The organism is Oceanicaulis sp. HTCC2633 (assembly GCF_000152745.1).
In the GTDB taxonomy this organism is placed as follows: domain Bacteria; phylum Pseudomonadota; class Alphaproteobacteria; order Caulobacterales; family Maricaulaceae; genus Oceanicaulis.
The window spans coordinates 2,493,121-2,508,147 of the sequence record NZ_CH672428.1 but is presented as its reverse complement, the minus strand read 5'-3'; the positions used below and the strand labels follow the sequence as shown (position 1 = coordinate 2,508,147).

Here is a 15,027-nt window from a genome sequence, read left to right as displayed (position 1 = left end):
CGAATGCGGGCAGGGAGGGGATAAGGGCGGTATGGTCGCCGTCTTCAGCCCCCTCCTGACCCTCGTGCTTCTCGGCGCATTGATCACCCTGTCGGTGATTGACGCCCGGCGTTTCATCCTGCCCGACCGGATCACCTTGCCATTGGTTGCTGGCGGCGTGGTTGCAGCCGCCGTGCTGGGCGGGACGGTCTGGCTGCACGCACTGGGCGGCATTGTGGGCTATTCCGCGCTCGTCCTGATCGAGAAGAGCTATGAGCGGGCGCGCGGGCGTCCCGGGCTCGGCCGCGGGGACGCCAAGCTGTTCGCGGCCGGGGGGACGTGGTGCGGGGCGCTGGCCCTGCCCGCCATCCTTCTGTTTTCGAGCCTTGCAGCGCTCGTCTTTGCGCTGACGCTAAAATACGTTTTCCGCAAGGATGTGACCGGAGACAGCATGATCGCCTTCGGACCGTTCCTGGCGTTCGGAATCGGACTGGTCTGGGTGCTGCAGCAGACGGGCCTGTCCGGTCCCGCCGGATTCTAGAGCCGGCCCGGAGCGGTGCGGTTCGAACCGTCGCGGCAGGAATAAACCCCGCCCAGCGGCCTGACGGTCTCTGATCCGTCAATCGCCCGCGTGCGCAACAGAACATTCTCAAGGCGCGGCCCGGACCCCGTCTCCTCGCCCACTTCGCCGGTCAAGGTGAAGACGAGATTGCTCGCCTGATCGAGATAGACCCGGCGGAAGCGTTCCCCCTGCACGAAGGCGCCCGGTTGCGGCGTGACGCCCAGCTCATGGATGACGCCCTGATGCAGGATCAGCGCGCGTCCGGCGCGGTCATTCTCGAACACCACAAAGGGATGCCGGTCGCCCATGCCGAACAGGAAGATGCCGCACTGACCGTCCGGCAGGTTCTGCGGCGGCAGGCTGTCGGCGCGATCGGGCGCATTGCGCGCCTGATCGATCAGCTGAGCCCGTTCGGGAGACGACGTGGCGGAGCAGGCGGTGACGCCCACCGCACACAAGCCAGCCAGAAACCAGCGCATCATCAGCCCTCTCCCATCTCTTCACTGTCCGCGATCCAGCGCGCCCCGTCCGCGCGGAAGCCCATCAAGGATAGCACCCGCCCGCCCTCGGGGTCATGAGGCGTCGCGACGATCCGGTAGGACGGCGCTTGCGCATCAAGGCGAATGACGCCTTCCAGATCCACCGCCGGGCTCTGGCCCGAAAGATTGAGCGCCAGCACATCGCCTGCGCAGAAGACACTCATGTCCAGGATCGGCAGGGCCACATCATAGCGTGCGCCCGCATCGGCCAGGGCCGGGCTCATCACGGCGCCCTCCGCACTGATGCAGCGCCCCGACTGATCGAGCGAAACGCTCACCCCATCGAGCCGCGCAAAGCTGTCCGCCGGCGTTGGCAGCCCCGCCAGCAGGGGCAATGCCCGGACCGAGACAAGGCCTTGCGCTTCCTCGATCCGGATTGCGTCTCCGGCCGCGCGCAACCGGGCGTCAATCTGGATCTCGGGATCGGTCACCCGCATGGACATTGCCGGGCTCAGCGCCAGCAGGGACGCCGGCTCCAGCCCGGTTTCAACCTGTTGGACAACCCGTCCGCCCAGACGCACACGCAGCGCCTGCCCGCGCCAGACGCTGCCCTGCACCAGTCCTGCTTCCACCCCTGACGGGGCCAGCGCATCATAGACAAGCCGGGTCGGAGCGGTGACCGCCAGTCCCGCGACAAGCGCCAGCACAAAGCCGAGGATCAGAATAAGACGCATCAGCCCGCTCCTCCGGCGCGCACCAGGGTGAGCTGGGCGCGAACCCGGGTCTCGCCCTCGCGATCCAGACTCACACGCTCGGCGTTGACGCCATGCTCGCGCGACAGAAGGCTCAGCCAACCCATCAGGGAGTCCGCGTCCGCCTGCTCCATCCAGACGCCCAGTCGTCCGTCCTCAAGCGGCTGGACGCGGCTGATCGCCAGCCCACGCTCGCGCGCGGTACGATCGGCCAGCGTGCGCAAGGGCTCACGATCATCGGCATTGACCGCCTGTGCGGACAGGGCGCGATACTCGGACGCCTGAACCAGAATGCTCTCATAGCCTTCCGCAGCGTTGGCGTATCGGCGGGCCGCATCGGCGCGCCAGCTCATCGCCGGCGCCAGAACGCCGAACCAGGCGATCGTCAGGACCACCAGCACGGCCAGTCCGGCCAGAAGCGCCTGCTCGCGGGCCGTTCTCGCCTGAAAGGCCTTGATGAGCGGAGTGAAGAGCGTGGTCTGGCTCATGGCAGCCTCACAATGAATTCGCCTGCAACGCCTGCCGCGCTCTGCCGCGCGCCGCCATCCTCAAGCACCGCGCCCCGCGCTTCAGCCGCCATGCGCAAGCGTTCAAAGTCGCCGAACCCGGAATAGAGCGCCGTCACAGAGAGTTCGCCCCGGCTGGCGTCATAGCGCAGGGAGTCCACCCGGACGCCGTCCACATCGCTCAGCGTCTCCGACAGCACCGTCGCCAGCGGCAGGAAGCCCGCCCCGCTCACAGCCCCGCCGCTGACGCTGTTGAGCGCCTGGCGCATCTGGGCGCTGACATTCACGATCCGCGCCTCGGGGAACAGCATGCGGAATTCCGCCTCCTGCGCCGCCTGATACCGACTGGCGCGATCCTGGAGATAGGCGGCCTGCCCCACCATGAGCCCGGAAGCCGCCAGCACCGCCGTCAGACCCAGAACCGCCGCGGCGCGCCAGGGCTTCAGGAGCGCCGCCCAGTCCAGCTTCGTTGCGAAGGCGTCACCAAAGATCGCCGGCAGGGCGTCCAGCGCTTCCGGCGGCAGAGAAGCCGCCGCGATCCGCAGATCCGGCGCATCAATGCGTTTGACGGCGATCGGCTTGCCCTCGGGCGCGAGCGCTGAGGGGTCGAGCGCGGTGCTGATCAGGACCCGCTTGGGAGATAGGCGACGGCCCAGCCCCGCCAGCACCGGGGTCAGGAGATGGGGCTCGATCGCACCGCAGACCGGGTCGGACAACGCGGCGTCGAGATCACGTGCTCCATCCTGGCTGTCTGAGAGCGCACCCAGGTCGCCGGACCGGGTCTGGAACACTACCCTGTCGCCATAGCCCATCACGGTCAGATCGCCGCCATGCCCCGTCAGCACCATGCCGTCAGGAACAGTATGGTGCTGGGGGGCGTCCAGACTGGCCAGCATCTCCCGCCAGGTCTTGAGCTGGTCACGATCCACCGCCGCGAGCCAGCGCGCGCCATCTGCGCCAACCGGACCGAGGCTCACTTCGACATCGTCCAGAGGCTGGGCGATCTGGTCCTCGATCAGGAAGGGGGCGGCCCGTCGCGCATCGCGTTCGGACTGGCCCGGCACCGGAAGGCGCCGGATGAACACATCTTCGGACGGCAGGACCACCACAGCCCGCACGATCACCGTTCCGGCAGGGGGCTCGACCGTTGCGCCCGGCCCCGTCACGCCCTCGGCGATGACCGCCCCGGCGCGGATCACGCTCCAGCGGGCGGTCTGCTCCGCCATTGCCGAGGAGGGCGGCTGAAGGATCAGCACGTCAGTCATCAGAAGGCTCCAAAGCGCTGGCTGTGACGGCGCAGATCGCCGCCTTCATTGAGTTCAGCCAGCTCTGTCATGTGAAAGCGGGTCTCCGCCAGCTGCACGCGCACCGCCATTTCGAACCACCGGCTGCGCAAGGTCAGCCGCGTCTTCTCTGCATCGCTGAGATCAAGCTGCGCCATCAGCGGGTCCGCCCAGACATCCTCAGCGCTGTCATAACCGGCAGGCGGCCTGCGGAAAAGCACGGTCTCCGCATCCGCAGGGTCCAGATCCTCATGCACAAGCGCGGACAGCAACAGGCTCTGGTCCAGCGACAGCGTGTTGATGTTCAAGGGCGGCTGCTCGGCCAGAGGCAGCACACACAAGACAGGCCGGTACGCGGCATAGAGCGAGGGCGTCATCACCGGCAGGGCGCGCAATTCCTCCAACTCCACGAAAGGCTGGTTGGCGGCGCGATAGGGCTGAGCATAGGCGCCATAGGTGCGATCCTCGGCTCCTCCCGGTTCCGCGGACTGATCCGCATCAATCCAGTCGGTGATCTGGGCCAGCAGAGTCTCGGCTTCGCCCGCGGGAACCCCGAGCTCCAGGGACAGGGACAGGAACGCCTGTCGCAGCCATTGGATGTCAGAGCTGCGCGCCTCGCGCTCCAGCGGGTCATCGCCGTCTGTATCCGGCGCAACCAGCGCGTTGATGTTCAGACAGTTGTTCCGGTCATGGATCTCGCCCACCACCTGCCCGTTCTCCAGCGGAAACACGACCGGTCCGGCCAGCCACAGCTCATCGGATCGCATCACAGAGCGGCCTGGAGCGCCGGCATTCAGGAAGGCGGCTTCGGCCAGATCACGCGCGCCCCGCGCCATCCAGACCGCCTGCGCACGCTGGTCGATCTGGGCGGTGCGGAAGGCGGCAAAGCGCGTCACATCCATCAATTGCACCGCCACCGCCGCCATCAGGGCGACCAGCAGGAGCGCCGCGATCAGCGCCGTGCCGCGTTCTGACGTCCGCGCCCTCATCGCCCCACCTCTGCGGTTGGTGAGAGCGCCACATGCTCCATCTCGCCCAGTGTGGACTGCACATAGGACAGGCGCACCGCGCGCGGGGCCTGAGCCGCCGCTTCTCCATTGCGGCCGGGCCGTAATTCGACCACCCCGGTCCAGACCCCGGTCATCATCGCCTCGATCTGAAGATCCGAGATCCCTTCCGCAATCATCTGGCGGACAGGCGCGGCGCCCTGCGCCAGATCGGGATAGAGACTCGTTTCGCGCCACAAATGATCGCCGTCATAGATCCAGGCGACCCGCTGCAGGCCCGAGCGCGGCTGCACCCCGCCGGGATTGGCCCAACCCGAACGCGTCAGCACCAGGATCTCGCGCGGCTCGCCTTCGCGGTCGGGGTTCAGGGGATCGGCGCCCTGAACATCAAGGGCGAACACGCGCGGATCGGTCAGGCCATCCTCATCGCGCACCGGGCGCATCACCATCTGGCCGATGTCTTCGCTGAGCAGGGCCTGGATGCGCTGGACGGCGGCAAGGTCCGCCATCACGGCTTCAGAGGTTTCCTTCGAGCGCAGGGCGGTCGTCAGAAGCCCGACGCTGATCGCGCTGATCAGGGCGAAGACCATGACCGCCGCCATCACCTCCACAAGGGTGAAGCCTGCTTCGTGACGCCGTTTCATGACGTCCTCCGCAGGGTTTCCAGCGTGTAGAGGACCGTGTCCGCGTCCGCCTCGGAAATCACGAGGCGCAAGCGCAAGAGATCCGGTTGGCCGGCATCATCCACTTCCAGCGCCCAGTCAAAACTCTGCCCGCCCAGCGCATACTCGCCGCGTTGATCGCGCATTGCGCCGGGACCGGCGTTCAGCAAGGCCTCGCTGAGAAGGTTCTGCGCCGCGATCTGCGCCAAAGTCATCTCGCGCGCCAGCGTGGCCGAACGCGCGGACGTGCTCAGCGCATTCATCAACGCGACCCCGGCAAGCGCCAGAATGGCGAGTGCGGCCAGCATCTCGATCAGCGAGAACCCGTCCTGACGCTGCGCTCTCATGACGGCGTCTCCGCCGCGTTCGGATCGAAAAGGCTGAGCCGCCCCTCGCCATCGCGCTGGATGATCCGCACGGCATCCGGACCGCGCAATTCAAAGGCGAAGGGCTGGTCAAAACCGGTGGGGTCGAACCAGACTTCGGGGCCGTTCAGCGCCTCTGCCGCGTCATCACGCGCGCCCTCGTTCCGGCGGCTGATCGCGCCGGACTGCACGCTCATGATCAGGTCCGGGTCTTCAAACCGGTGCGCCTCAAAGGCGGGATGGTCCGCGCGCACGCGCCAGACCCCGTCCTCGAAGCGATAGAACTGATACCCGCGCCCGTCAAAGCGGGCGGCAAACCCGACATGCTGACCCGAAACCAGCGCCTCCTGGCGCGCCTCGTTGAGCGCGCGCACCAGCGCCTCGCCCTCCAGCTGTGCGGGCGAATCCTCGGGCTGGAGCATGACTACGGCCACGCCCGTCACCAGCGCGATGATCGCCAGCGCCGCCAGCGTCTCGATCAGGGAGACGCCAGCCTGAGAGGATCGGGGCAGAGGCGACATCAGTCCTGTTCGGCGGTCCAGTTGCCAATGTCGGCGTCTTCGCCCTCGCCGCCTTCGCGACCGTCCGCACCCAGCGTCCAGACGTCAAAGCGGCCATGCTCGCCCGGATAGAGGTAGAGGAAGTCATTGCCCCAGGGATCGGTGGGCAGATTGTTGATGAAGCCGCCCTCGGGGAAGCGCGTCGCGAGGCGGGCGTCGGCGGGCGGGGTGACCAGCGCCTCCAGCCCTTCATCGGTGCTGGGATAGCGGCCCATGCGCAGGCGATAGGTCTCCAGCGCCTGTTCAAGCTGGCTGATCTGGGTCTGGGCGGTGGAGGAATTGGCCTGGCCCAGCATGGGCAGGACATTGATGGTGATGATGGTGGCCAGGAGCCCGATGATCACCACGACCACCATGACCTCCACGAGCGAGAGCCCGGCTTCCTCATCCTCCAGACGGCGCGCGTCATGTTTGGTGAGCAGCATGTCTCAGTCTCCTTGCTGGCCGCGCTATCCCAGCGCAGCAGTGTTCAGTTGCAGGATCGGCAGCAGGATCGACAGGACGATCCCGACCACGATCACGGCCATGGCGATGATGATGCCCGGCTCCAGCAGGCTCAGACCCACCGTGATGGCGCCATCGACCTCGGCCTCCATATGCTCGGCGGAGCGCTGGAACATCTCCGCCAGACGGCCCGAGCGTTCGCCCGCGGCCACCATGTAGACCATCAGGGGCGGGAACCAGCGCGCCTGACGAAGCGCATCCGCCAAACCCTTGCCAGTCTCGACCTGTTCGATCACCTCGCCCAGCATCGCCTGGAAGGGCAGATTGTCGGACGCCCGCCGCGCGGCGCGCAGGGCTTCGGGCAGCACCGCACCCGCATTGATCAGGATCGCCATGGTGCGCGCAAAGCGCGCCGCCTCGACCTTGCGCGCGAACCCGCCCAAACCCGGCAGGCCGAGCTGACTGGTCTGGACCGCGCGTTTGACCGGCTCTCGCCGGATCAGAACCGAATACAGCAGGACCGCGCCCACGATCGCGACAAGGAGGATCGGCCAGCTGGCCTGAAGCCCGTCTGACAGCGCGATCATCACCCGCGTGATCAGCGGCAGGGTCATGTTCATGGTGTCAAACTGCTCGGCGATCTTCGGCACGATGGCCACCAGCAGCACGCAGACCACGAGGAGCGCAACGACGCCCAACACGCTGGGATAGATCAGCGCCGCGCCGACCCGACGCTTCAGCGCCCCCGCCTTTTCAAGATAGTCCGCCAGACGCTCGAGCACCTGCCCGAGCCCGCCCGCGCTTTCCCCCGCCGCGACCATGGCGCGGTAGACGCCGGGAAAGCTGTCAGGATAGAGCGCCATGGCGTCTGACAGGCGTTCGCCCTCGGTGACCTTTTCGCGCACGCCCATCAGCACGCGGCCGACCTGGGCCTTGTCCGCCTGGCCGCCCACGAGACCCACTGCTTCCTCAACCGGCATGCCCGCATCAATCAGCGTGGCGAGCTGGCGCGTGACGCCGGTCAGATCATCTTCGGAGAGGCCCCCGGGCTTGAAGAGGTTCGCGACCGGGTTCGCGCCGGCGCCTTTCTCACTGGCGCGCGACACAGACAGGGGCGCCAGCCGGCGGCGGCGCAACTCCTTGCGCGCGGCGGCTTCGCTATCGGCGGACAGAAGACCCCTGGTTCGCTTGCCCGCCGCGTCGAGCGCTTCGTACTCAAACGCCGCCATCGCGCTCGCCATCCTCGCGACACACCCGCATCACTTCAGCCAGTGACGTCTCACCGGCCTTGGCCAGCTCCACGCCCGAGCGCCACAGCGTATTGCGATGGGCGAAGGCGTGACGGGCGATCTCGCTCTCGCGCGCATCCTCGTGGATCATCGAGGCGACCGCGTCATCAACGACCAGAAGCTCATAGACGCCCCGGCGGCCCTGATAGCCCGACCCGCCGCAGCTGTCGCAGCCCTTGGGCTTGTACAAAAGCGCGGTTTCGCCCGGCTCCAGCTCCAGCATGCGCTGCTCGCCGGCATCGGGCTCATAGGCCTCCTTGCAGGACGGGCACAGGCGCCGCACCAGACGCTGGGCCACCACCGCCTTGATCGTGGTCGCCAGCAGATAGCTTTCAACGCCCATATCCCGAAGCCGCGTCACGGCGGCGGCAGCGGAATTGGTGTGCACGGTGGAGAGCACGAGGTGACCGGTCAGCGAGGCCTGCACCGCGATCTCGGCGGTCTCCACATCGCGGATCTCGCCCACCATCACCACATCAGGGTCCTGACGGAGAATGGCGCGCAGGCCCGCCGCAAAGGTCATGCCGACCTTGGTGTTCACCTGGGTCTGGCCCACGCCCTCGACCGCGTATTCCACCGGGTCTTCCACGGTCAGGATGTTGCGCGTCTGGTCATTGAGCAGGTTGAGCCCAGCATAGAGCGTGGTGGTCTTGCCCGCGCCCGTGGGACCGGTCACCAGCACCACGCCATTGGGCTGGCTGAGCACCTTGCGGAAGTCTTCAAGCTGGCGCGGCGACATGCCCAGCTGGTCCAGGGTGAAGCGCGCGCTCTCCTTGTCTAGAAGGCGCAGCACGACGCGTTCGCCATAGCGCGACGGCAGGGTCGAGACGCGCACATCCACGCCCTTGCCCGCGAGCGTCAGGGTCAGGCGGCCATCCTGGGGGATGCGCTTCTCGGCGATGTCGAGCCGGGCCATCACCTTGATGCGGCTCGTCAAAGGCGGGGCGAGCCGCCCGCTCAGCGACACCATTTCACGCAAGACGCCATCCACGCGCAGGCGCACCGACACCCGGTCTTCAAACGGTTCAACGTGAATGTCCGAGGCGCCCGAGCGCACGGCCTCGGCGATCAGGCCATTGATCAGGCGAATGATCGGGGCGTCCGACGCGCTGTCGAGAAGATCCGCGGTCTTGGGAATGTCGTTGATGATGTCGGACAGGCTTTCGCCCGCCTCATCCTCGGCCCGGTCCGACATGGAATGAGCGAGGCCGTCAAAGGCGTAGATTTCAGACAGGGCGCGATCAAAGCTGCGCGCATCGAGCGTGCGTACTTCAAACGCCTTACCAGCCGCCCGGCGCGCTTCCACCAGCGCCAGTGCATCCGCATCCTCGCGCAGGAGGAAGACCGGAACCTCCCCGGTCTGAAGGGCGACGCCGCGTTCGCGGGCAAAGGCGTAGTTCAGCGGCTTCAAGACTTACTCCCGCCCCGCATCGTCACCGGGGAGCGGGCCCGCAAACGGCTGCTGGCCGCGCATCATCATGTCGACAATGGATTCAAGGCTGGACGTGCCGCCCGTGGCTTCGCGCTGCTGACCCACGGCGTAATCATAGCTCATCCGGGTGACGTCGCGCATGCTGGCCGCATCGCGCACGATGGTGGGCCGGATGAACACCATCAGATTGCGGCGCGTGGTGGAGCGGCTGTCATTGCGGAACAGACGCCCTGCGCCCGGAATGCGGCTGAGCCCCGGCACGCCGCTTTCCGCTTCCTGCTCATCGGTCTCGATCAGGCCGCCCAGCACGATGATCTCGCCATCATCAGCGAGCACAGTCGTCTCGATCTTGCGCTGATTGGTGATCAGCTCGACGAAATCGGCGCTGACCGGCCCGGCCACGGATGAGACTTCCTGGCGGATCTGCAGGCGGATGGCGTCGCCATCATTGATCTGCGGACGCACATAGAGCTGCACGCCCACGCTTTCGCGCTCGATCTGGCGGAAGGGGTTGGAATTGTTCGAGCCCAGGGTTTCTCCCGTAGTGATCGGGATTTCCTGACCCACCATCAGATTGGCTTCCTCGTTATCGAGCACCATCAGCTGCGGTTTGGACAGCACGTTCGAATCGGTATCGCTGTCGAGCGCATTGACGATGACGCCGAAGAGAGAGCCGTCATTGAGCTCGCCGCCAAAGCCGAACGAGCCGCCTCGTGAATTGACCAGCGAGGACAAAGCGAGATTGCGCAGATTCACATCGGTGCTGGAGGTGGTCTCGCCATCGCCAGAGCTGAGCCCGCCCGTCAGAAGCGCGCCTGTCAGCGCGAGAAGGTCAGGCTGGCGGGTCGAGCCATACCGGGTATAGGCGAAGGGCGTTGCGTCATCGCCGTCACCCGCCAGGAGGAACTGAACGCCCAGATCGCGTGCGGTCTGGTCGGAGATCTCCACCACAATGGCTTCCACCTGCACTTGCGGGCGGCGCACATCGAGACGGCTGATCACCTGCTCCAGCTCGCGCAGCACATCGGGATCGGCGTTCATGATGATCGAGTTGGTCGCCGGGTGATGGGCGATGGAGACCGGTCGGCCCACGCTTTCTGGACCGCTCATCGCCTCGGCGAATTGCTGCAGGATCGGCAGCAGGTCATCGCCCTGGGCGTGGTTGAGCGCCACCACACGGAACGTCTGGGTGGACGCGCTGACCGCATCAATGCGGCGCACCAGCGAGATCATTTCGCCCACAGCCGACGGCTCGCCGCGCAGCAGGAGCGCGTTGGAGGCCGGAACGGCGGCGACGGTCACATTGGACGGCGCCTGATCCTCGCCGCCCTGATTGCGCTCGCGCAGCCGGGCGATGACTGACGCCATCTCTTCCGCCGGCAGGTTCTCGAGCGTCAGCATCTCCACGGTGGAGGTGTCGCGGTCCGCTTCCCGCAGCGCCGCTTCGATGGCGCGGATATTCGAGGCGAAGTCGACGATCACCACAAGATTGCCGGACTCCACCGGATTCACAGCGCCTGACGGGCTGAGCATGGGCGTCACGGCGCGCACCGCCGAGCGGGCGGAGGTGTTGTTCAGGCGATAGACCCGCGTCAGGAAGACATCGCCATCCCGTGTCGCCGATTGCATGGGCGCGCCGGCGCGGGCGCCTTCGGCCTGCGGCACGATCTGGAACACGCCCGGCGCCGTCTGCACCGCCGTATAGCCGTTCACCCGCAGCGTGGAGAGAAAGACCTGGAACACTTCCTCATCGGTCAGCGGCGCTTCGGAGACGATGGTGACAAGCCCGCGCACATCAGGATCAAGCACGAAGGTGAAGCCCGTCATCAGGGCGATATCGTCAATCACCGCGCCGATTTCGGCATTGCGATAGTTCAGTGTCTGCCCGCCATTGGACTGGGCGAAGGCCGCGCCGATCAGGAGAGCCGGAGCCAGGACGAGAATGAGGATGCGAGACAGCAGGGTCACGGTGCTTACTCCTGTCGGGCGGCGTCGGCCGCGGACGGTGTGAGGGTCAGGCGTCGGCCGTCCCGTTCGAGGCTCAGGCGGACATCGCCTGACGCCGAGAGGGCCCGGGCCAGCGCATCAGGCGCGCTGACCGGCGTATCATTGAGGGCGAGGATCACATCGCCCGGCTCGAGCCCGAAGCGGGCGAGCCAGTCGCGATTGGCGTCCGAGCCGATGTCAAAGCCGATCAGCTGGCCGTCGCGCAGATGCGGGCCCAGATCGAGCTCCTCAATCAGCTGGTCGAGTTCAGGCGTACGCGGAGAGGAAGACGGGGTCTGGGTTGCAGCAGGCGTCACGGGCGTCCCGCTGGCGGCCTGGCGCGCCTGTCGGCGTTCGCGGTCGCGCAGATATAGGGACTCCCGCGCGCCGCGGCGATTGATCTCGATCCGGTCGGGATGAATGGCCTCGACCGTAATGCCCGGGGCGATCTCGTCGCCGACGCGGACAATCTGCTGGCGCCCGTTCTCGGCGTCGATGATGGCGGATCCGTCCTGCTCGCTGGCGCCCACGCGCACCCCGCGCAGGGAGATGTTCAAACGGCTTTCAGGCGCCGCCTCGAGGGTCTGATCCGCCGGCCCGCCGCGCGCGGCGAACAAGCCAGTGGCGGGCGCTTGCGCCAAAGCGGGGTCAGAGGCGGAGGCGACGGACAAGGCGCGCGGCGGCTCGATGCGCACATCCAGAGCCGCAGCGCCGAACAGGCCGAACCAGATCGCCCGTGCGACAAGCCAGCCCAGCATGAGCGCCGCCAGGACAGCGCAGGCCGTGGCCAGTGCGCGGTTCACGCGCATCAGGGGGGTGGCTGTGGCTGGAGACTGGGTGCGGGTCATGGCTCTTGATGTTCGCCTCGGTCCGGAGCGGGCGGACTGTAACGGGAATTATCACACAATGAGAAGCAGCAAGGCGGACTTTCCCGAAAGAAAGCCCGCCTCCCTGTCTCGGATCGAACCCTGGCCTAGAAGGATTTCTTCAGGCTGATCGAGAACGTGGTTCCCAGATCATAGGATTCAAAGTTGCGCTCTTCGCCAAAGGCTTCCTGGTAGGCGGAATAGTCCTCGCCCAGGATGTTGCGAATGGCGAAACGCAGGTCGACATCGCCGGCGCGCGGCACGCTGAGGGTGCGGTTGTGCACCAGGTCCAGCGTGAGCGGCGGCTCTTCGATCACTTCCGGGAAGAAGGCCGAGCTTTCAACGTTCGGCGTGGTCGGATTGTCCACGGAGACGTTGAACTGGATGGTGCGAACGCGGTCGCTGTTCCAGTTGAGCAGCAGCGCGGTGCGCGTGCCGGTGCTCTTGGCTTCCCAGCCGATCTGCAGGTTGACGATGTGATCGGACTGACCGTTCAGACGCTGACCATCCAGGATGCGCGAGAAAGCGGCCACTTCGTTCGGCACCACCACGTCGGTGGAGCCGCCCGCCGGCACGCCGGCGGCGATTACGGTATCGGTCTGGTTCACCGAGATTTCCGACTGGCTGTAGGTGTAGTTCGTGTTCACGAACACCTCGGCGTCGCTCCAGAAGCCGTCATCGCCGAAAGTGTCGGCCATGTCGAAGGTCTTCTCGAACTCGATCTCGAAGCCGTAGAGCGTGGCTTCGGGCGCGTTCAGATAGGAGTTCACCGGCTCTTCCGCGGCGTTGAAGAGATATTCAACGATCGGGTTTTCCAGCTCTTTGTAGAAGACGCCCGCGGTCAGGAACTGATCGCGGCCGAAATACCATTCCAGACGTGCGTCATAGTTGGTGATCTCGGTGTCCACGAGATACGGGTTGCCCACGAAGCGCTGGTCAAGCTCAGTGTCGGTGAAGAGCGCAAAGCCCAGTTCACGGAATTGCGGGCGGGTGATGGTTTCAGAGTACCCGAAACGCGCCTGCAGATTGTCCGCGAAGGTCCAGGTCAGCGTGGCCGCCGGCAGGAGATAGTCTTCCTGGGTGGTCACCTGTGTGGACTGGCCCGCATTGTCGAAGTTGAAGGTGCGGGTGGACAGCTCGCCATCCTCCCAGCGGACGCCCAGAGCGGCGCGCAGGAACGGCGTGATCTCGACGTCAGTGGCGATATAGGCGCCTTGAACGTCCAGCTCGCCGGCATAGGCGTCAGCTGCGCCCGACGCGCCGCGTTCGCGGATCTGCCAGGTGCCGCCTTCCGCGGGAACGCCGATATTCGGATCGGCGAAGATGTAATCCACGCGCGCCGAGCGGAACAGGTTCGAGGACGAACCCGAGAACGCCATGTCCCGGCTGAACGCGGAGCGTTCGCGGGTGTTGGAGGCGTAACCGGCTTTCCATTCCCAGGACAGGCCCAGGGCTTCGACCGGCAGGGTGAAGTCGATGCCGTAATCGGTGACTTCCTCATCCACGCGGCTGAACGAGATGTTGTTGCCGCGGGTGTCCGGACGCAGCACCAGCTGTTCGACGCCGTTCACGGTCTCGAACTCGTAGCGGGCGCGACGCTGGTTCGGCGCATTGCGGGACGCGTCGGAGAAGGCGGCGCGCCAGCTGGCCTCCAGCTCGCCCAGCGATTCAAACATGTGATCGCCAGACAGCTGGTAGGTGTAGACCTGACGCTCGTAGAACGCGGTCGAATCGTCGCGGAAATCGTCTTCTTCGGTCGGCAGCAGATTGCCGAACTCAGAGCGGGTTTCCTTTTCGGTGGAGCGCAGGACCAGGGTCAGGAACTGGATCTCGTGCTCACCGAACTCGACGCCGATGGAGCCCAGCGCGTTCAGGGAGATGTCGTTGGTCGTCTCCATGAAGCGATAATCGGTGTTCTGGGTGATGGTCTCGCCCGACACGACCGAGCTGCCGGCGGTGATGTCGCCGCGGCGGCCGTCCTTGGACTGCCAGTCATTGTCGAAACCGACCGAGCCCAGAACGCCGAGCGCGAAATTGTCGAACTCGAAGCGCTGGCCGCCCGAGGCGTCCACGCCCCAGTTCGGCTCGATATCGCCTTCCTGGATGACCCAGAGCTTGGAGTTTTCGAGCGAGCGGCCGAACCGGGCCAGCGTCTCGTCATCCCAGATACGGTTGTCGGCGCCCACGCGGCTGGTTTCGAACAGCGGCTTGAACTCGTCGGAGATCTCGCGCGTGTTGTCGCCGAAGCCCCAGCGGTCATTGCTGCCGCCATCATGGAGCAGGCCGGTGTTGAAGTTGGTCTCGGTGTCAGCCGACAGGCTCGTGCCGATCTCGAAGAAGCCTTCCGCCGGCAGGGCAGAGGTCTCGATGGAGATCAGGCCGCCGCCGAACTCGCCGGGGAATTGCGGCGAGAAGGTCTTCTGCACCAGAACGTTCGACACGACGCTCGTCGGGAACAGGTCCAGCGGCGCGGCGCGCAGAAGGGGTTCCGGCGAGGCCAGCGGCGAGCCGTTCAGCAGGGTGTTGGAATAGCGCTCGTTCAGACCGCGCACGACCGGGAAGCGACCGTCCGAGATGGTGATGCCGGAAACACGACCCAGCGCATCAGCCACGCTGGAGTCGCCGGTGAGCACGAAATCGTCAGCGGACAGGAAGCTCGACACCTCGGAGGTGACGCGCTTGTCGTCCGGAACATACTGGTAGCGAACCACCACGACGTCTTCCGCCTGGGAGGCGTCGACCGCCTCTTGCGCTGAAGCCACCGTCAGAGGCGTCACACAGACGCCAGACAGCAGAGCCGCGGTGAACGCGATGCGAGATTTAAGCATCATAGTCCCCAATTCATTGGTTTCACA

15 protein-coding genes are annotated in these 15,027 nt (G+C 66.1%); 1 reads left to right on the top strand and 14 read right to left on the bottom strand.

Features of this window, described 5'->3' with window-relative positions:
- Positions 1-31 precede the first annotated feature (31 nt).
- Positions 32-520, top strand: coding sequence for an A24 family peptidase (locus OA2633_RS11855; protein WP_009802798.1), 489 nt, complete (start codon positions 32-34; stop codon positions 518-520).
- Here OA2633_RS11855 and OA2633_RS11850 read toward each other — a convergent pair.
- From OA2633_RS11850 to OA2633_RS11785, 14 genes are all read right to left on the bottom strand, one after another.
- Positions 517-1,023 carry a hypothetical protein gene (locus OA2633_RS11850; RefSeq protein ID WP_009802797.1) on the bottom strand — a complete coding sequence of 169 codons (507 nt, stop codon included), beginning with the start codon at positions 1,021-1,023 and terminating at the stop codon, positions 517-519. The two genes, OA2633_RS11855 and OA2633_RS11850, sit on opposite strands and share 4 nt — an antisense overlap.
- Positions 1,023-1,754, bottom strand: coding sequence for a type II secretion system protein N (gspN, locus tag OA2633_RS11845; RefSeq protein WP_009802796.1), 732 nt, complete (start codon positions 1,752-1,754; stop codon positions 1,023-1,025). Before gspN ends, OA2633_RS11850 begins: the two co-directional genes overlap by 1 nt.
- Positions 1,754-2,260 carry a type II secretion system protein GspM gene (gene gspM, locus OA2633_RS11840; RefSeq protein WP_009802795.1) on the bottom strand — a complete coding sequence of 169 codons (507 nt, stop codon included), beginning with the start codon at positions 2,258-2,260 and terminating at the stop codon, positions 1,754-1,756. Before gspM ends, gspN begins: the two co-directional genes overlap by 1 nt.
- Positions 2,257-3,543: a type II secretion system protein GspL gene (gene gspL / locus OA2633_RS11835; RefSeq protein WP_009802794.1), complete on the bottom strand. Its 1,287-nt coding sequence runs from the start codon at positions 3,541-3,543 to the stop codon at positions 2,257-2,259. The genes gspM and gspL overlap by 4 nt, the downstream gene beginning before the upstream one ends.
- A complete protein-coding gene (gene gspK / locus OA2633_RS11830) occupies positions 3,543-4,550 on the bottom strand; it encodes a type II secretion system minor pseudopilin GspK (RefSeq protein ID WP_009802793.1) in 1,008 nt (335 codons plus the stop codon). The genes gspL and gspK overlap by 1 nt, the downstream gene beginning before the upstream one ends.
- Positions 4,547-5,212, bottom strand: coding sequence for a type II secretion system minor pseudopilin GspJ (gene gspJ, locus OA2633_RS11825; protein WP_009802792.1), 666 nt, complete (start codon positions 5,210-5,212; stop codon positions 4,547-4,549). The genes gspK and gspJ overlap by 4 nt, the downstream gene beginning before the upstream one ends.
- A complete protein-coding gene (gspI, locus tag OA2633_RS11820) occupies positions 5,209-5,577 on the bottom strand; it encodes a type II secretion system minor pseudopilin GspI (protein ID WP_009802791.1) in 369 nt (122 codons plus the stop codon). The genes gspJ and gspI overlap by 4 nt, the downstream gene beginning before the upstream one ends.
- Entirely contained in the window at positions 5,574-6,116 is a 543-nt protein-coding gene (locus OA2633_RS11815; RefSeq protein ID WP_009802790.1) for a GspH/FimT family pseudopilin, read from the bottom strand. Before OA2633_RS11815 ends, gspI begins: the two co-directional genes overlap by 4 nt.
- A complete protein-coding gene (gene gspG / locus OA2633_RS11810) occupies positions 6,116-6,580 on the bottom strand; it encodes a type II secretion system major pseudopilin GspG (RefSeq protein ID WP_009802789.1) in 465 nt (154 codons plus the stop codon). The genes OA2633_RS11815 and gspG overlap by 1 nt, the downstream gene beginning before the upstream one ends.
- Before the next feature lie 24 nt (positions 6,581-6,604).
- On the bottom strand, positions 6,605-7,828 hold the full coding sequence (gspF, locus tag OA2633_RS11805) for a type II secretion system inner membrane protein GspF (RefSeq protein ID WP_040613587.1): 1,224 nt from the start codon (positions 7,826-7,828) through the stop codon (positions 6,605-6,607).
- Positions 7,815-9,299 carry a type II secretion system ATPase GspE gene (gene gspE, locus OA2633_RS11800; RefSeq protein ID WP_009802787.1) on the bottom strand — a complete coding sequence of 495 codons (1,485 nt, stop codon included), beginning with the start codon at positions 9,297-9,299 and terminating at the stop codon, positions 7,815-7,817. The genes gspF and gspE overlap by 14 nt, the downstream gene beginning before the upstream one ends.
- Positions 9,300-9,302: 3 nt before the next feature.
- Positions 9,303-11,288, bottom strand: coding sequence for a type II secretion system secretin GspD (gene gspD / locus OA2633_RS11795; protein ID WP_009802786.1), 1,986 nt, complete (start codon positions 11,286-11,288; stop codon positions 9,303-9,305).
- A 5-nt stretch (positions 11,289-11,293) separates the two neighbouring features.
- Positions 11,294-12,154: a type II secretion system protein N gene (locus OA2633_RS11790; RefSeq protein ID WP_009802785.1), complete on the bottom strand. Its 861-nt coding sequence runs from the start codon at positions 12,152-12,154 to the stop codon at positions 11,294-11,296.
- Positions 12,155-12,279: 125 nt separating this feature from the next.
- A complete protein-coding gene (locus OA2633_RS11785) occupies positions 12,280-15,000 on the bottom strand; it encodes a TonB-dependent receptor domain-containing protein (RefSeq protein ID WP_009802784.1) in 2,721 nt (906 codons plus the stop codon).
- Positions 15,001-15,027: the final 27 nt, after the last annotated feature.